The 16,416-nt window shown below is 67.5% G+C and carries 13 protein-coding genes; 8 read left to right on the forward strand and 5 right to left on the reverse strand.

What is annotated here, in order from left to right:
- Positions 1–88: 88 nt before the first annotated feature.
- On the reverse strand, positions 89–2,434 hold the full coding sequence (locus tag ABIC51_RS02450; RefSeq protein WP_175854493.1) for a phosphocholine-specific phospholipase C: 2,346 nt from the start codon (positions 2,432–2,434) through the stop codon (positions 89–91).
- A gap of 584 nt (positions 2,435–3,018) precedes the next feature.
- On the opposite strand from ABIC51_RS02450, the gene ABIC51_RS02455 reads away from it, so the two are divergent.
- From ABIC51_RS02455 to ABIC51_RS02465, 3 genes are all read left to right on the forward strand, one after another.
- Positions 3,019–3,519, forward strand: coding sequence for a GNAT family N-acetyltransferase (locus ABIC51_RS02455; RefSeq protein WP_027790322.1), 501 nt, complete (start codon positions 3,019–3,021; stop codon positions 3,517–3,519).
- Between the two features lie 282 nt (positions 3,520–3,801).
- Positions 3,802–5,400 (forward strand): thioredoxin family protein, encoded by a 1,599-nt coding sequence (locus ABIC51_RS02460; protein ID WP_175898447.1) that lies wholly within the window; start codon positions 3,802–3,804, stop codon positions 5,398–5,400.
- A gap of 73 nt (positions 5,401–5,473) precedes the next feature.
- Positions 5,474–5,839, forward strand: coding sequence for a 5-carboxymethyl-2-hydroxymuconate Delta-isomerase (locus tag ABIC51_RS02465; RefSeq protein WP_027790324.1), 366 nt, complete (start codon positions 5,474–5,476; stop codon positions 5,837–5,839).
- Between the two features lie 77 nt (positions 5,840–5,916).
- On the opposite strand, the gene ABIC51_RS02470 is transcribed toward ABIC51_RS02465, so the two are convergent.
- Together ABIC51_RS02470 and ABIC51_RS02475 are read right to left on the reverse strand one after the other, a co-directional pair.
- Positions 5,917–6,180, reverse strand: a complete 264-nt coding sequence (locus ABIC51_RS02470; RefSeq protein WP_027790325.1) for a DUF4148 domain-containing protein — start codon at positions 6,178–6,180, stop codon at positions 5,917–5,919.
- Between the two features lie 255 nt (positions 6,181–6,435).
- Positions 6,436–7,839, reverse strand: a complete 1,404-nt coding sequence (locus ABIC51_RS02475; RefSeq protein WP_027790326.1) for a GntP family permease — start codon at positions 7,837–7,839, stop codon at positions 6,436–6,438.
- 316 nt (positions 7,840–8,155) lie between these two features.
- Between ABIC51_RS02475 and ABIC51_RS02480 the strand changes: the two genes are divergently transcribed.
- From ABIC51_RS02480 to ABIC51_RS02500, 5 genes are all read left to right on the forward strand, one after another.
- Complete coding sequence (locus ABIC51_RS02480; RefSeq protein WP_027790327.1) at positions 8,156–9,634, forward strand: sigma-54 interaction domain-containing protein; 1,479 nt, start codon at positions 8,156–8,158, stop codon at positions 9,632–9,634.
- A gap of 54 nt (positions 9,635–9,688) precedes the next feature.
- Positions 9,689–10,216: a BON domain-containing protein gene (locus ABIC51_RS02485; RefSeq protein WP_021159648.1), complete on the forward strand. Its 528-nt coding sequence runs from the start codon at positions 9,689–9,691 to the stop codon at positions 10,214–10,216.
- A 61-nt stretch (positions 10,217–10,277) separates the two neighbouring features.
- Positions 10,278–10,550, forward strand: a complete 273-nt coding sequence (locus tag ABIC51_RS02490) for a hypothetical protein (protein ID WP_048023821.1) — start codon at positions 10,278–10,280, stop codon at positions 10,548–10,550.
- Between the two features lie 103 nt (positions 10,551–10,653).
- Positions 10,654–10,953 (forward strand): H-NS histone family protein, encoded by a 300-nt coding sequence (locus ABIC51_RS02495; protein ID WP_175854496.1) that lies wholly within the window; start codon positions 10,654–10,656, stop codon positions 10,951–10,953.
- A 607-nt stretch (positions 10,954–11,560) separates the two neighbouring features.
- Entirely contained in the window at positions 11,561–13,918 is a 2,358-nt protein-coding gene (locus ABIC51_RS02500) for a GNAT family N-acetyltransferase (protein WP_060174026.1), read from the forward strand.
- 658 nt (positions 13,919–14,576) lie between these two features.
- Here ABIC51_RS02500 and ABIC51_RS02505 read toward each other — a convergent pair.
- Both ABIC51_RS02505 and ABIC51_RS02510 read right to left on the reverse strand, forming a co-directional pair.
- Positions 14,577–15,128 carry a hypothetical protein gene (locus tag ABIC51_RS02505; RefSeq protein ID WP_027790331.1) on the reverse strand — a complete coding sequence of 184 codons (552 nt, stop codon included), beginning with the start codon at positions 15,126–15,128 and terminating at the stop codon, positions 14,577–14,579.
- Positions 15,129–15,322: 194 nt separating this feature from the next.
- Positions 15,323–16,144 (reverse strand): IclR family transcriptional regulator, encoded by an 822-nt coding sequence (locus ABIC51_RS02510; RefSeq protein ID WP_027790332.1) that lies wholly within the window; start codon positions 16,142–16,144, stop codon positions 15,323–15,325.
- Positions 16,145–16,416: the final 272 nt, after the last annotated feature.

Below are 16,416 nucleotides of genomic sequence, written 5' to 3' on the forward strand. Positions count from 1 at the left end.
GGCCGGCGCCCGGGCGTCGTTCGCGGCCGGGCCGGCGCGGGCGGCGACACGCGTACAACGTGGCGCAACGCGTGTCGCCGCGGCGGCATCAGAAGTGGTCGGCGAGCCCCATCGCCGGGTCGCTGACCGAGTGGCGGCCGGTTTCCACGCGGCCGGCGACCCGGCGCGAGAAACCCGGGTCGCTGTCCGCGGTGACGATGAAGTCGTACCAGTGGCCGGTCGAGTCGAGCTTCCAGTCCAGTTCGGCCTGGTCGCCGGCGCGCACCGTGACCGTCCACGTGGTACCGGTACCGCGACCCTGGCCGTTGCCGTCCTCGATGCCATGGTCATGGCCGTGACCGCGACCGTCGTGTGCGCCGCGGCCCGGGAGCGGCCCGTAGACCTGGTTCGACTTCACGGTGAAGCGCACCGTGCCGCCGCCGTGGTTGCGCAGCCGCAGGTGGAGGTTGCCGCTCGCGCCCGCATAGCCGACGCGGACTTCCGGATGGGGCGCGCGTGTACCGGCCAGGCGGCTCAGGTCGCCGGTGAAGCGGCGGTGATAGCCGTTCGGGCCCAGCACCCACAGGTCGTATTTGCCGCCGTCGTCGGCGCGCGCCGCCCAGTCGCCGTGCAGCGTCTTGCCCGGTTCGACGACGTAGCGCCGCGGCAGGCGGTCGAGGTGCAGCTTGTCATAGACGTGGAACACGGCGGCGGCGCGGCCCGTATTCGCGAACTTCAGCGTGAGCGTGCCGTTGCCGGCATCGGCACGCGCGCTCGCATGCAGCTCGTAAGGCAGCGCGCGCGACGGGCGCACGCCGGTGGCCTGCGCCGGCAGCGACGGCGCGGCCGGCGGCACGATCTTCGGCGCGGCCTGCTGCGCGGCGCTCAGCGCGTCGACCTGGCTTTTCGTCGTACGGCCCGCGAGCGTCGGCAGCGGTTCGTTGTTCGGCGAGCGGAAGTTGAACGCGCTCGTCAGGTCGCCGCATACCGCGCGGCGGTACGCGCTGATCTGCGGCTCGGCGACGCCGAAGCGCTTTTCGAGGAAGAGCAAAGTCGACGTATGGTCGAACACCTGCGAGTTGACCCAGCCGCCGCGGCTCCACGGCGACACGACCCACATCGGCACGCGCGGGCCCGGGCCGTACGGGCGGCCGTCGATCGCCGGCTGGCTCGACGTGGCCGGCGTGAAGTCGTGGTATTCGACGGCGACGTCGGCGTCCCGCAGCGTATGGCCGCCGGCGAGCGTGCCGTCGGCGTTGCGCGACGGCACGGCCGGCGACGGCATGTGGTCGAAGAAGCCGTCGTTCTCGTCGTAGTTGACCAGCAGCACCGTCTTGCTCCATACCTCCGGGTTCGCCGTCAGCGCATCGAGCACCGCCTGCACGTACCAGCCGCCCTGCGCGGGGCTCGACGGCCCCGGGTGTTCGCTGTACACGGACGGCGGGATGATCCACGACACCTCGGGCAGCTTGCCGTTGCGGATGTCGTCGCGGAACGATTCGAGGAAGCCGTACGGCATCGTGTTGCCGAATCCCTTCGCGAGCGGGCTCAGCGGATCGTCGATCGCCGGATCGTAGAACGCGCCGGCCGCCGTCACGGGCTGCGTGATGTCCGTCGACGCGACGTAGGCGGGCCGGCGCGCGGGCGGCATCTGCTCGATCGCCGCGCGCCAGTGGCGGAAGCTCATCATCTCGTTGCAGCCGAAGTTGTCGATCAGGCTCTGGTAGACCTTCCAGTTCACGCCGGCCTGCTGCAGCCGGTCGGCGTAGGTGGTCCAGGTCCAGCCCTGGCTCGACGGGCCGATGTCGTTGCCGCCGTTGAACTGGTTGTTCAGCGCGGCGATCTTCACGCGGCTGCCGTCGGCCGGGCTGATGCCGTTCGGGCCGTTGGTGCCGCTCCAGTAGAACAGGCGGTTCGCGATCGTGCCCGTGTGCATCCCGCAGTGATAGTGGTCGCACAGCGTGAACGCATCGGCGAGCGCGCGCTGGAACGGGACTTCCGCCGCGTCGTAGTAGCCCATCGACAGCGGCGTCTTCGCGTCGGGCCAGCGGTTCATCCGGCCATGGTCCCAGGCGGCCTGCGCATCGGCCCACGTGTGCGGCGTGCCGCCCGCGCGCTGTGCGTTGCCCTGGCTCGCGTCGAGGTGATACGGCGTGACGGTGGCGGCGGGCATCGGCTTCGTGTACGTCTGGTAGAACACGTTGCGGCCGTTCGGCGACGGCACCGCAAAGCGGTCGCCGTAGCCGCGCACGCCCTTGAACGTGCCGAAGTAGCTGTCGAATGCGCGGTTCTCCATCATCAGCAGCACGACGTGCTTGACGTCCTGGATGGTCCCCGTTTCGTGAAACGCGGGAATCGCGAGCGCGCGGCGGATGCTCGGCGGAAACGCGGCGAGTGCGGCGGCGGCGAGGCCGGAAGTGGCGGTCTGCTGGAGGAATCTGCGGCGTGACGTCATGGCGTTCGGGTCCTGTGATGATGGGAGCGTTCGTGACTTCGTCTGGCGGTGCCCGTGCGTCGCCCGCCGGGGCGATGCACGCGGTATGGGCGGTCGAGTGCGGCGGCCGCGCGTGGCGGAAGTGCGCGCGTCGCGCGCAATCCGTGGTGTCGCGCGGATGCCTGGGCCGTTGCCGCGATCCTGCGCGACGCGCGCTCGTGATGCGCGGGCCAGGACGTCGGCACACACCGGCCGGGTACGTGCCGGATTGGGCGGCGCCCAGTCTAGGGAGTCGACGTGACGCCGACGTGATGAAGGCATGACATCGCATGTCGCGCGCGTGACGTTGCGTGCGCAACGATCGATCGGGAGGCATCGGGAAGCGATGCGTGACGGAAGCGGGTAAGGAATTACCGGTTTCCGGCCGCCGGGCCGGTCAGATTTTCCCTGCGCGTGGAGGCGTGGCTTGAGCGCTGGTCGTTGCGGGTGCAACGGCACCGCATGACGCCGATGTTTCAAATGCGTGAAATCGGATAAGCTCGATCCGTTGCTGCGCATGTGCGCAGCCCGCGCCGCGGGCGCGACTTTTCGGAACCGGCCCACCCATGACCGACATCAAGATCCGGCACAGCGAGACGCACGACGTCGACGCGATCCGGCAGATCGCCGCGCACCCCGCGGTGTACATGAATACGCTGCAGTATCCGTTTCCATCGTTCGAAAAATGGCAGAAACGGCTCGCCAACGCGCACGAGCGCGGCGCAAGCCTCGTCGCCGAAATCGACGGCGAGGTGGTCGGCCATCTCGGCCTCGAGTTCGAACCGAATCCGCGTCGGCGCCATGCGGCAGGGCTCGGCATGATGGTCGACGCGACCCGGCACGGGCGCGGCATCGGCGGCCGGTTGCTCGCGGCCGCGATCGATCTCGCGGAAAACTGGCTGAACCTCACGCGCCTCGAGCTGACCGTGTTCACCGACAACCGCGCGGCGATCGCGCTCTACGAGAAGCACGGCTTCCGGATCGAGGGCGAATCGCCGGGTTATGCATTGCGCGACGGCGTGCACATGTCCGTGTATCACATGGCGCGGATCAAGGGCCGAGAGTGAACGCGCGGCGACGATGCCGCGCGTCATATTCATTCAAGAATTCGTTCGTTTCCCGCCGGCTGCGCGGATCGTATCGTTGACGGATTTGCGCCGGCCGCTTCGGGCGGCGTTGACGGTCTCCGCATCGATGCGTGCGGCGTGCATCGACGCACGCCGGCTTACGCCACGCCGCACGCCGGTGCGCTTCATCGCTTCATGAATCTCGCTTCAGGTCGTCGCTTCCCGTCGTCGCCTGGCGCGCCACTCCTTCCCGCAACCTTCTCTTTCAACGGACCCGCTTCGATGAAAACCGCTCTCCGGAATCTGACTGCCGCCTGCCTGCTCGCAGCCGCCGCGGGTGCGGCGTTTGCCGCCGCCGCGCCCACGGGCACCCCGGTCGCGAGCGCATCGCCCGACGGCGCGCACCTGCCGCCCGGCATCGCGTGGCAGCACGGCGACGTCGACGCCGCTTTCGCGTTGGCGAAGCGCACCGGCAAGCCGCTGCTGCTCTACTGGGGCGCGGTGTGGTGCCCGTCGTGCAACCAGGTGAAATCGACGATCTTCAGCCAGCAGGCATTCAAGACCCGCTCGTCGTTCTTCGTGCCCGTGTATCTCGACGGCGATACCGAAAGCGCGCAGAAGCTCGGCGAGCGCTTCAAGGTGCACGGCTACCCGACGATGATCCTGTTCCGTCCGGACGGCACCGAAGTGACGCGGCTGCCGGGCGAAGCCGATCTCGACCGCTACATGCAGGCGCTGTCGCTCGGGATGACGGCCGCGCATCCGGTGCGGCAGACGCTCGCGACCGCGCTGAAAAACGGTGCGTCGCTGACGCCGGACGAATGGCGCCTGCTGGCCGATTATTCATGGGATACCGACGGCGCGCTGCCGGTGTCGGCCGATCGCGTGGCCGAGACGCTGCAGTCGCTCGCGCAACGCGCACGGGCGGCCGGCGCGAAGGCCGAATCGGCGCGCTTCGCGCTGAAGTCGGCCGTGGTCGCCGCGTCCGACGATCCGGCGCAGGCCGGCGCGCTGGACAAGACGGCGCTGGCCGATTCGCTGCGCACGGTGCTGCAGGACCCCGCCTTGTCGCGGGTCGATTCGGACGTGCTGGTCGCCGCGCCCGCGCGCGTGGTCGCGTATCTCGGTGGCGGCGACGCGCAGCGCGCGAAATTGCGCGGCGCGTACGACACGGCGCTCGCGCGCCTGTCGACCGACACCACGCTGTCGTCGATCGACCGGCTGATGGCGCTGCACGGCCGCGTGCTGCTCGCGCGCGGCGATGCACGCAAGGGCGCACCGCTCGCCGTGCCGGCGCTGGCCGATACGGCGCGCAAACAGATCCTGGCGTCGGTGCAGGGCGCCGCGAACGCATACGAGCGGCAGGCACTCGTCAGCGAAGGCGCGGACACGCTGACCGACGCGGGGCTGTACGACGAGTCGGATGCATTGCTGAAGGCCGAGTTGCCGCGCTCGTCCACGCCGTACTACTTCATGTCCGGGCTGGCCGCGAATGCGAAGGCGCGCGGCGACAAGGCCGCGGCGCTCGACTGGTACCGCAAGGCATACGATGCGGCGAGCGGGCCGGCGACGAAGCTGCGCTGGGGTGCGACCTATTTCGCGAATGCGGTCGAACTGGCGCCGGACGATTCGGCGCGCATCGAAGGGATCGCCTCAAGTGTGCTCGCGCAGGCCGACAAGACGCGGGACGCGTTCTACGGCGCTAACCTGCGCGCGTTGACCAAGGTCGTCACGCAGTTGAACCGCTGGCGCGGCAGCGGCGCGCACGACGCATCGGTCAGGTCGATCGCGAAGCAGTTCGACGGCATCTGTGGGAAACTGCCCGCCGGCGATCCGCAGGCAAGCGCCTGCGAGCGCCTGATCCAGCCGGTCAAGGCATAGATCCGGTGGCACTGCGTGGGCTTTCGGGATGCCGGCCGGCGTGTTTCCCGATACCGACGAGGCCACCGACCCCATGCCCCACCTGACGCTCGAATATTCTGCGAACCTCGACGGGTTCGACGCCGGCGCGACACTGCGCGCGCTCAATGCCGCGCTTGCCGCGTCCGGCCATTTCGACGAGCGCGATATCAAGAGCCGCGCGCTGCGGCTCGATACATTCGCGGTCGGCACGTCGCCGGCGCCGCGCGCGTTCGTCCACGCGAAGCTCGCGGTGCTGAGCGGCCGCCCGACTGACGTCAAGCGGGAATTCTCGGAGCGGGTGCTGGCGGAACTGAAGCGGCACGTCGTCGCGCCGCCCGGCATGCACCTGCAACTGTCCGCGGAAATACTGGAACTGGAGCGCGAGTCCTACGCGAAAGCGGTCATCGAGCCGCGCTGACCGTGCAGCGCGGTGAGCGCTGCGCGCGCCGGGAAGGTGGCGCTGACGCGAGCGCAGCCCGCTGGGTTGGACCCGGACTATTGGCCCGTGGCGGACACGCCGCGATTGCCGTAGCCGGCGCCCGCGGCCCGCGACGCACCTTGCTGCCGGGCGATCTTCGCTTCGGCGGCCTGGATGCTGGCAGGGTAGAACCAGTCGCTCGGCTGGAAGCCGGCTTTTCTCAGTGCAACCACTTCGGAATGAACTTCGGCGCGCGTGAGCGGCGAGGTGGCTTGCGCCTGCGCGGCGACGGGAGCGGCGAATGCGGCCGCGAGGGCGAGTGTGCGGAGCAGCGGGTTCATGAGCGGATACCTCCAGGTTTTCGACGGCGCCGATCACGTTCGGTGACCGTCGAAAGCAGTGTAGGCCTCGCCTGACGCGCGAAAAATGCCGCTGCGCCCAACGTAGTGTTCTCCGGAAGACAACAATGAACGGCCGGCGCGCGCACCTGGACGGTGCCCGGCAAAAAGGGGAGGAGCGGGGGAGAAGCCGGCCGCAGCGACGTGGCCGGCGGCCGGCGGGCAGCGACCCGGAGACGGGCCGCCGCGCGAGGGGTATTACACGAGCCCCGTCATGTAGTACACGGCGATCACGAAGAACACCGCGAGCGTCTTGATGATCGTGACCGCGAAGATGTCGCGATACGACTCGCGGTGCGTGAGGCCCGTGACCGCGAGCAGTGTGATCACCGCGCCGTTGTGCGGCAGCGTGTCCATGCCGCCGCTCGCCATCGCGACGACCCGGTGCAGCACGTCCAGCGGGATATTGGCGGCCTGCGCGCCCTTGATGAACAGGTCCGACATCGCGGCGAGCGCGATGCTCATGCCGCCCGACGCCGAGCCCGTGATGCCGGCGAGCGAGCTGACCGACACGGCCGCGTTGACGAGCGGGTTCGGGATGCTCTTCAGGGCATCGCTGACGACGAGGAAGCCCGGCAGCGCCGCGATCACGCCGCCGAAGCCGTACTCCGACGCGGTGTTCATCGCGGCGAGCAGCGCACCGGCGACGGCGGCCTTCGAGCCGTCTGCGAAGCGCCCGCTGACGCGTTTGAACGCGGTCAGCACGACCAGGACGATGCCGAGCAGCAGCGCAGCCTCGACCGACCAGATCGCGACGACGGTCTTGATCGACGTCGTGACCGGCGCGTGCACGCCGGGCAGCACTTCCGGCGCGACCGTGTACGACGCGGCGCCGTACCACTGCGGAATCAGCTTCGTGAATGCGAAGTTCGACACGCCGACGAGGATCAGCGGCAGGATCGCGAGCGCGGGATTCGGCAGCGACTTCGCCTCGACGCGCTCCGGTTCGTTGACGAGCGACGTGCCGTAGCCTTCACCCTTTGCCATCGCCGAACGGCGGCGCCATTCGAGATACGTGAGGCCGACGACGATGATGAACAGCGAGCCGATCGTGCCGAGCGCGGGCGCGGCCCAGGCGGTCGTCTTGAAGAACGTGGTCGGGATGATGTTCTGGATCTGCGGCGTGCCGGGCAGCGAATCCATCGTGAACGAGAACGCGCCGAGCGCGATCGCGCCGGGCATCAGCCGTTTCGGGATGTTGCTCTGGCGATAGAGTTCGGCCGCGAACGGATAGACCGCGAACACCACGACGAACAGCGACACACCGCCATAGGTGAGCAGCGCGCACACCGCGACGATCACCGCATTCGCGCGTGAGCGGCCGATGTAGCGGATCGCCGCGTGGACGATCGACTCGGAGAACCCGGAAAGTTCGATCACCTTGCCGAATACCGCGCCGAGCATGAACACCGGGAAATACAGTTTGACGAATCCGACCATCTTCTCCATGAAGATGCCGGAGAAGACCGGTGCGACGGCGGCGGGTTCGGTCAGGAGCACCGCGCCGAGCGCGGCGATCGGCGCGAACAGGATCACGCTGTAGCCGCGATACGCGGCGAACATCAGGAACGCCAGCGCGGCGAGGACGATCACGAAAGACAAGGGAGTCTCCTAATGGCTTTGGTTGTTGTTCGATCGCGCGATGCGCCGCGGACCGGCTCGGGTTCGTGCAGGTTTCGTGCCATCGGCCGGATAGCGCCGCCGGACATGGATCCGCCGGGGACCGGCGGGCCCGCGCCGGTCGTTGTCTGACGATTCTACATAAAACGTCTCCATCTGGAGACGAAATGGCCGTCCGGCCAGCCCGTGGAAGCGCGCGGGGCGTTCCCGGGCAACGTGTTGCGGCGTGTCTCCAGAGTGAGATAATCCGTCTCGTTCCGGAGACAGCCGGTCGACAATACACGGAGACGAAGACACGATGATGAACGACTGGGCCCGCCTGCCCGTCAACTACGGCGACGTGCTGCGGCGCGCCGCCGAGTCGCTGTTCAGGACCTTCGAGGATTCGAGCGCGGGCACGGTGGTCGTCGATCGCGATGCACGCGTCGTGTGGATGAACGAGCGGTATGCGGCGCGCTTCGGTTTCGCCGATCCGCAACAGGCTGTCGGCCTCGACTGCGAGGCCGTGATCCCGAACAGCCTGATGCGCGAGGTCGTGTCGACCGGGCAGCCGATCCTGCTCGACATCATGGAGACGGGCCGCGAGCCGCTCGTCGTCACGCGCCTGCCGCTGAAGAACGAGGCCGGCGAGACGGTCGGCGCGATCGGCTTCGCGCTGTTCGACCAGTTGAAGACGCTCACGCCGATCTTTTCCCGCTACGCCCAGCTTCAGCAGCAACTGATCGCGACACAGCGTTCGCTCGCGCAGGCGCGCCGCGCGAAATACACGTTCGCGAGTTTCGTCGGCACGAGTGCGGCGAGTCTCGAAACCAAGCGCCAGGCGCGCCGCGCCGCGCAGGTCGACTCGCCGGTGCTGCTGCTCGGCGAGACGGGCACCGGCAAGGAACTGCTCGCGCATGCGATCCACGCGGCGTCGGCGCGTGCACTCCAGCCGCTCGTGACGGTCAACGTTGCCGCGATTCCCGACACGCTGCTCGAAACCGAATTCTTCGGCGCGGCGCCCGGTGCGTACACGGGCGCCGACCGCAAGGGGCGCGTCGGCAAGTTCGAGCTGGCCGATCGCGGGACGCTGTTTCTCGACGAGATCGGCGACATGCCGCTGCCGCTGCAGGGCAAGCTGCTGCGCGTGCTGCAGGACAAGGAGTTCGAGCCGGTCGGCTCGAACCGGATCGTGCGCGCGGACGTCCGGATCATCGCGGCCACGAGCGCCGACCTGCCGGCGCTGGTCGCAGCCGGGCGTTTTCGCGCGGATCTCTATTACCGTCTGAACGTGCTGACGATCCACGCGCCGCCGCTGCGCGAGCGCGCTTCCGACATTGCGGCGCTCGTCTACGCAACCCTCGAGGAACTGGCCGCGCAACACGGGCGCGCGGCCCATTGCGAACTGACCGACGATGCGCTGCGGATGCTGTGTGCGTATCCGTGGCCGGGCAACGTGCGCGAGTTGCGCAATACGCTCGAGCGCGCGCTGATGCTGTCGGACCGGTCGGTGATCGATGCGCGTGCGCTCGCGCCGTTCCTTGGGCCGGTGCGCGTATCGACGGACGGTGCAGTACCGGCGCAGCCGGCGGCCGTGTCGACGGTCGAGCGGCGCACGGGCGAAATGCGGGCTGCACCGGCCGCGTCGTATGCCGATGCATTGGCGGCGTGGGAGCGCCAGTTCCTGACCGATGCGCTCGCGGCTTGCGACGGCAAGGTGGTGGAAGCGGCCGCGCGCATCGGGATCGGCCGCGCGACGCTGTACAAGAAGCTGGCGGCGCTGGGCATCGACCGGTAGGCCGACCGGCAACGCCGATGCGGCCGGACGTGCGGCATCGAACAGGAGAGCACGATGAAACGGATCGGCATCGCAGGATGGCTGACGCTGTTGCTGGCGAGCGCCGCGCTCGCGCAGTCCGGCGACGCCGACGCGCCCGAGGCGCGGCGCAACTGGTACAACGATCCGTTCATCGCGCTGTCGCGGGACGTGGCCGAATGCCCGTTGCCGCTCGGCCCGTGGATGACCCGGGCCGAGATGACGGACGACGCGCATTACCGTGCCGAACGCGGCACCACGTGCTGGCTCGCGCACCGTTGCACGAAGCCGAACTCCTACATGTATGACGCACCGATCGCCGACGCCGTGAAGGCACACTTCGCCGGCTCCGATCGACTGCACGGCACGAGCCTGTGGATCACGGTGCAGCGGCGTTTCATTTACGTCGAAGGATGTGCCGATACGGCGTTCGACCGGCAGGCATTGCAGCGTGAACTCGAGGCGATTCCGGACGTCGAGCAGGTGTTCGTTCGCATCACCGACGATCCGCGCAAGCGCTTGCCGTACAAGGCGCGCGGGCAACCCGGCCGCACGCCGGACTGACGGAGAAAGGGCCGCGCATGGCATACTCGCGACATTCAAAAAAAGGTTGACGGGAAGAACAATGAAACACATGCTTGCGTCGGTCTGTCGGTGGCCTCGGGCGGCCGTTGTGCTGGGTCTGGTTGCCGGGCTCGGCGGGTGTGGCGGCAGCGCGCCGCTGTTCACTTCGGACGGGCGTCCGACTACCCAGGTGCAATGCACCGGCAGCGACTGGAGCAATTGCACGGACAATGCCCGGGCGATCTGCAACGGGGATTTCGAAGTGCTTCAGCAATCGAGCGATGACGCCACGCGAAATCTTCTCTTCGCGTGCAAGAAGAAGAGCGGTTATTGACCTCGAGATAACCGGCTGGGGAGATCACGATCGGGCGAAGCGCTTTTCTGTTTGCTGAGAGTCACCTATTTTTCACGAATAACACTCACGGAGTCCCATCCATATGGCGACCTACAGGCAACTGACCGCGCAGCTCGAACGGCTTCAGCAAAAGATCGACAAGGAACGCGAAAAGGCGATTGCCGATGCGATTGCCGATATTCGCGCGAAAATCGAGGAATACGACATTACGCCGGAAGAGCTCGGGTTCCGGGCCGCAGGGACGGCGGCTGCCGCCGCGAAGCCGAAGCGTACGTCGCCGCCGAAGTACCTGAACCCGAAGACGGGTGAAACGTGGAGTGGCCGTGGACGGTCGCCGACGTGGCTCGGCAAGAATCGCACGCGTTTCCTGATCAAGGACTGACTCCCGAAAATTCTCACCTTTCGCGTGCCGACCGACGGTGCGAACGGCCATGCGGCCGTCGCACCGTTTTGTTTTTGTGCATTCCCGGCGCGATTCCCGACGGCGTATTGAACTGCGATGCCGCGCAATTAAAGGATCCCGTTTTGCGAATTCGCTGCGATTCGGCTGCATATCGCGGCGATTTTCGGTAAACAGCGCCGCAATTTCACGGCACATCTGCATTGGCTCGCGCCATTCTCGCGGTGCACGCGCGTCGCGAATTCCGATCACCTTTCGCGTGTTTGCGCGTCGCGCCGTGCAATTCCCGAATTTACTCACCATAGCTCCTGTAAATCCTCACCTTTGACGAAGCGGACACGGCGCCGCGCCGAATGCGAACGCCGGCTGCGTCGAGCGAATGTGGACGCCCGGCGCGCGGCGACGGCTTTTTCGTGCTCGTGTCACAGGCCCATGGTGCGTGCGTTGACGTCTGTCGAATAGTCGGCCGTCCGGCATATAGGCAGCCGCATGCGCTTCGCCTATGCTTGGGGTTCGCGTCGATCGGTGTATGGCCTGTGTCCGTGCCGCATGCCGATCGGGTCGTCTTTCGTTACCGCAGGGAGCCGATGTGACCGTTCGCCATCTCGATGCGTTGTTCCAGCCCAAGTCCGTTGCGGTCGTCGGCGCGTCGTCGCGCGCGGGCAGTATCGGCGCGATGGTATGGTCGCGCGTGCTCGACGGCGCGTTCCAGGGGCCCGTGTGGCCCGTCAATCCGAAGTATCGTGACCTGCACGGGCATGCGGTCGTTGCCGATGTCGACCGGTTGCCCGCACCGCCGTCGGTTGCCGTGATCTGCACGCCGCCCGCGACCTGGGCCGGCATCGTGCGCAAGCTCGGCGAGCTCGGCACGCGCGTGGCGGTGATCGTCGGCGAGGCGCGCACGGATGCCGATCGCGCCGCGCTCGATCGCACACTGAAGGCGGCGAAGCCGTTCGTGCTCCGTATCGTCGGGCCGGGCAGCCTCGGCGTGCTGTCGCCCGGACGGCATGCCCATTTCGGCGCGCCGGCCTATACGGCGCGATCGGGCGGTGTCGCGTGGGTGTCGCAATCGAATGCGCTGACGAACGCGGTGCTCGGCTGGGCCGACGCACGGGGCCTCGGTTTTTCGCATGTCGTCGCGCTCGGCAGCGAGTCCGACGTCGATGCGGGCGACGTGCTCGACTATCTCGCGAGCGACCCCGGCACGCGCGCGATCCTGCTCGAACTCGATACCGTGCGCGCGGCGCGCAAGTTCATGTCCGCCGCCCGCGCGGCCGCGCGCAACAAGCCGGTGCTCGCCTTGCGCACCGGGCGCGCCGATCCCGGCGACGCGCTCTATACGGCTGCGTTCCAGCGCGCGGGGATGGTGCGGGTCGATGCGCTCGACGACCTGCTCGACGAGATCGAGACGCTCGGCGTCGGCCGCGTCACGGCACGCGGCGCGGCCACGCTCGTGACGAGCGATGCGGGGGTCGCGAAACTCGCGGTCGACGCGGTGTCCGACGTGCGCGACGTACTGGCCGACTGGCCGCCCGCCGCCACGTCGGCCGTCTCGGCCGCGCTGCCGCATCTCGCGTCGCCCGGCAATCCGCTGACGCTGGGCGACGATGCGCGGCCCGAGCATTTTGCCGCGGCGGTCAAGGCGCTCGCGCCGTTCCCGCAAACGGGCACGCTGTTCGTCGTCCATTCGACTTCCCATAGCGCGCCGGCCGATGCGGTCGCGCACACGCTGATCGAAGCGCGGCAGTACGCGCATCGCGGCATCCTCGCGTGTTTCTTCGGCGCGGTCGACGCGGCGACGCGCGATGCATTGCATGCGAACGGCATTCCCGTGCACACCACGCCGCAGCGGCTCGCACGCGCGTATGCGCGTCTCGTCGACTACAACCTCGGGCGGCAACTGCTGATGCAAACGCCCGAGGGCACGCCGCTGCAGCCGGCCGAGTGCGTTGCATCCGCGCAGGCCGACGCGCGCCGGATGGTCGAAGCCGGCGAGCATGAGCTGACCGGCGAAGCCGCGCTGGGCTGGCTGTCCCGTTTCGGCCTGCAGGGCGAGCAGGCCGCCGAGCCGGCCGGCACGAAAGTCGTCGATGTCACGGTCGACATGTATGACGATGCGAACTTCGGCCCGGTGTTTCGCTATGCCGTGCCGCCCGCGGACGGCGTATCGGCGCCGTTCGTCGTCTATGGCCTGCCGCCGCTGAACACCGTGCTCGCCCGCGCGGTGATGGAACGCTCGCCGTATGCACGCCGCACACCCGTCGAGCCGACGCTCGACGCATTGACGGCGCTGTCGCAGGTCGTCTGCGACGTGCGTGAAGTCGTTGCGATGTCGGTCACGCTGCGCGTGCTGTCCGACCGTGCGCAAGTGATCGCACCGCGTATCACGCTGGCCACGGGCCGCAGCCGGCTCGCGATCATGCCGTATCCGCGCCACCTCGAACAGACGCTCGAGTGGCGCGGCGAGACGGTGACGATCCGCCCGATCCGTCCGGAAGACGAGGCCGCGCACAACGAGCTGCTCGGCGCGATGACACCGGACGATCTGCGGATGCGATTCTTCGGTGCGGTGCGCAGCTTCGATCATTCACAGGTGGCGCGCATGACGCAGATCGATTACGACCGTGAGATGGCCTTCATCGTGTCGTTCACCGATGTGTCCGGGCGCGACCACACGCTCGCGGTGGCGCGCGCGGTGGCCGATCCCGACAACGAGACGGCGGAGTTCGCGATCGCGGTACGACCCGACCAGAAGGGCAAGGGGCTTGGCCGGCTGATGATGAACCGGATCATCGACTACGCGCGTTCGCGCGGAACCGCATGGATGATCGGCGAGGCGCTGCGCGAGAACTCGGCGATGATCGCGCTTGCGAAGTCGTGCGGTTTCGCCGTGTCGACGACGGAGGAGCCCGGTGTCGTCGGCTTCAGGATGAAGCTGCAGCCGTAGCGTCCGTCGGCGGCTCGGCGCGCACGGACGCCGTATGCCGTCGATGTCCCCGGCTTCCCGGCACGTTGAGGATGTTTCCGGTCACGAATGCCGGGCATTCGAACCGGTCTCGCGAGCGAAACAACGGCGAACGTGTCGCTGCCTGTTCGCGATGGAAACAACGACGCGCATACGGCAGGCATCGCGAGACGCGTTTCGTTTGCCGCGATATCGGTCCCGCGGCGCAGTTTTCCGCGCGGTGTCCACACGTATTTGCCGCCGTATTTCCGCCTCGAATATTCGAGCCTGCCCAAAAGGTGAGATTTTTCAGGAGCCGCCGGTGAGCTTCTCCAGGATGGTCGAGGTGAGCCGATACGGGAGCATTCGGTGAGCCTTCCCGGGAGTGGCCGGTGAGTACCTGCGGGAGGCGTCGGTGAGCCTTTCCGGGGCGCATCGGTGAGGGGCTGCGGGACGTGTCGGTGAGCACATCCGGGAGGCTTCGGTGAGGGTTTCCGGGAGCCTTGGTGAGCTTTTTCGGGAGGTGTGGGTGAGCGCTTGCGGGACGCCAGGGTGAGACTTTTCGGGAGTGTCCGGACGCACGGTTTGTGCAAGCGCAACGCCGGCCAAGGTCGGCGTTGAGCAGGGGGCGGGCACGCATGAACCGTGCCCGCGCTTACATTCAGGCAGCGAGTTTCGCCGCCGCGTCGTTCACCTGGTCGCGCGAAATCGCGAGTTCCTCGAGGTGCGAATCGGCATAGACGGCGCCGGTTTCGCGCTCGAGGCGGGCGATCGTCAGCGCGCAGCGCGCGATGTCCTTCGGCATCGCGATGAAGCGCTTGACCGATTCGCCGGACGTGAATGCTTCGAACAGCGCGCCGCGCACGTCGTCCGGAAGCGTCTTGGTCCACTGGTACGGCTTGCCGTTGAACGTGATCGACGGCGGCAGCGTGCGTTCCTTCTTGGTCGCCGTGATGAGCCCGTAGGTGCGGGCCGCGTCGCCGATCTGCTCGGGCGAGAAGAGTTCGTCGGGCGTGATGTCGAACTGCTCGATGTAGTTCTCGATCGCCTGCATCGCGGCGGCACGATCGTCGCGCTTCTTCTGCGCGCGCGCGACGATATCGCGCAGTTCGTCCGCCTCCTCGGGCGTGATCGTGAAGCTTGCCTGCTTCTGCTGAAGTTCGGAGAAACGCTGGAATTCTTGATCGTTCAGAAGTTTGGCCATGACATCCATCGGACACGACGGCCGCGACAACCGGCCGCCGTAGTTTTTGAGAGGGCCGCTATTTTAGCGTAGCGCCGTGGACGCACGATATGGCACCGTGCGTCGCGCCTCGCACCGGCGTGATCGCGGGCGACCGGGATCGGCGCAATCGCGCCGTACCCGGTGCGTTCCGACGAGCCTGCGTGTCGGCAGGGTCAGCTGTGTCAGCAGGTTTCGGTGCGGCACATCGACAGATGGGCGGCCGTTTCGCGCAACCCATCGACGACCGCGTCGACCGACGGCGCCATGTGCGCATCGATCCGGCGCATGTACGGGCAGGTCAGCACCGCGATCGCATGGCCGGACGGCCCGAGGATCGGCGCGGTCAGGTCGGTCACGCCGTACGCCTGGCGGCTGTCCTGGCGCAGGTAGCCGGCCTGCCGGATGGACTGGCACGCGTACGCGAGTTCCTGCTCGTTCAGCGGCGCTTCGCCCTTGACCTTGCGGTGCTCCGCGAGCATGTGCGCGCGCTGCTCGGCGCCCTGGAACGACAGCATCACCCGCCCCGATGCCGTATCGGCGAGCCCGATGCGCGAGCCGAGCCGGACCGACACACCCCACGGGCCGGGCCCGTCGACTTGCGCGATCACGAGCAGGTTGCCGCGATCGTAGACGGACAGGTGGCACGATTGTTCCGAGGAATCGGCGAAGCGCTGCATCGGCGGCAGCGCCTCGGCGATCAGCCGGCTCATCGGCGGATGCCGGTGCGCGAGCGAGAACAGCTTGAGGCTGAGCGTATAGCGGTCGCCGCCGGTCGAGCGCATCACGTAGCGGCGCGCGACGAGGCGTTCGAGCATCCGGTAGATCTCGCTCGCGTTGCGGCCGAGTTCCTTCGTGATTTCGGTGCGGGTGAGGCCTTCTTTCTGCTCCGACAGGAGTTCGAGGATGTCGAGACCCTTGTCGAGCGCGGGTGCGCGATAACGGTCGATTGTGCCCATCGATTCCCGTGCGTCGCAGCCGGGAAGCAGGTCGTTGGTTGTTTGCATTGTCGATGTGAGGTTGGGGGATTACTGTCGATCGATTGGCGACGCACGCTGACCGATTCTGCACTTCGCCTGTGTCGGGCTCGCGTGTGGCGACGCACGCCATCCGTCCGAGCTTAACAACAAACATTTAGTGTGCAATGCAGCGTCTTTTTACCGATCGTTACCTAACAAGAACGGATCAATTTGTTTTCAGGATGACAGGGAAGCTCCGAATACCCGGTATTCATGACAGGTGGCACCGGTTCAAGGTATTCGAAAGGAAATCGGGCTGC

The organism is Burkholderia sp. 572 (genome assembly GCF_040545135.1).
Lineage (GTDB): Bacteria > Pseudomonadota > Gammaproteobacteria > Burkholderiales > Burkholderiaceae > Burkholderia > Burkholderia cepacia.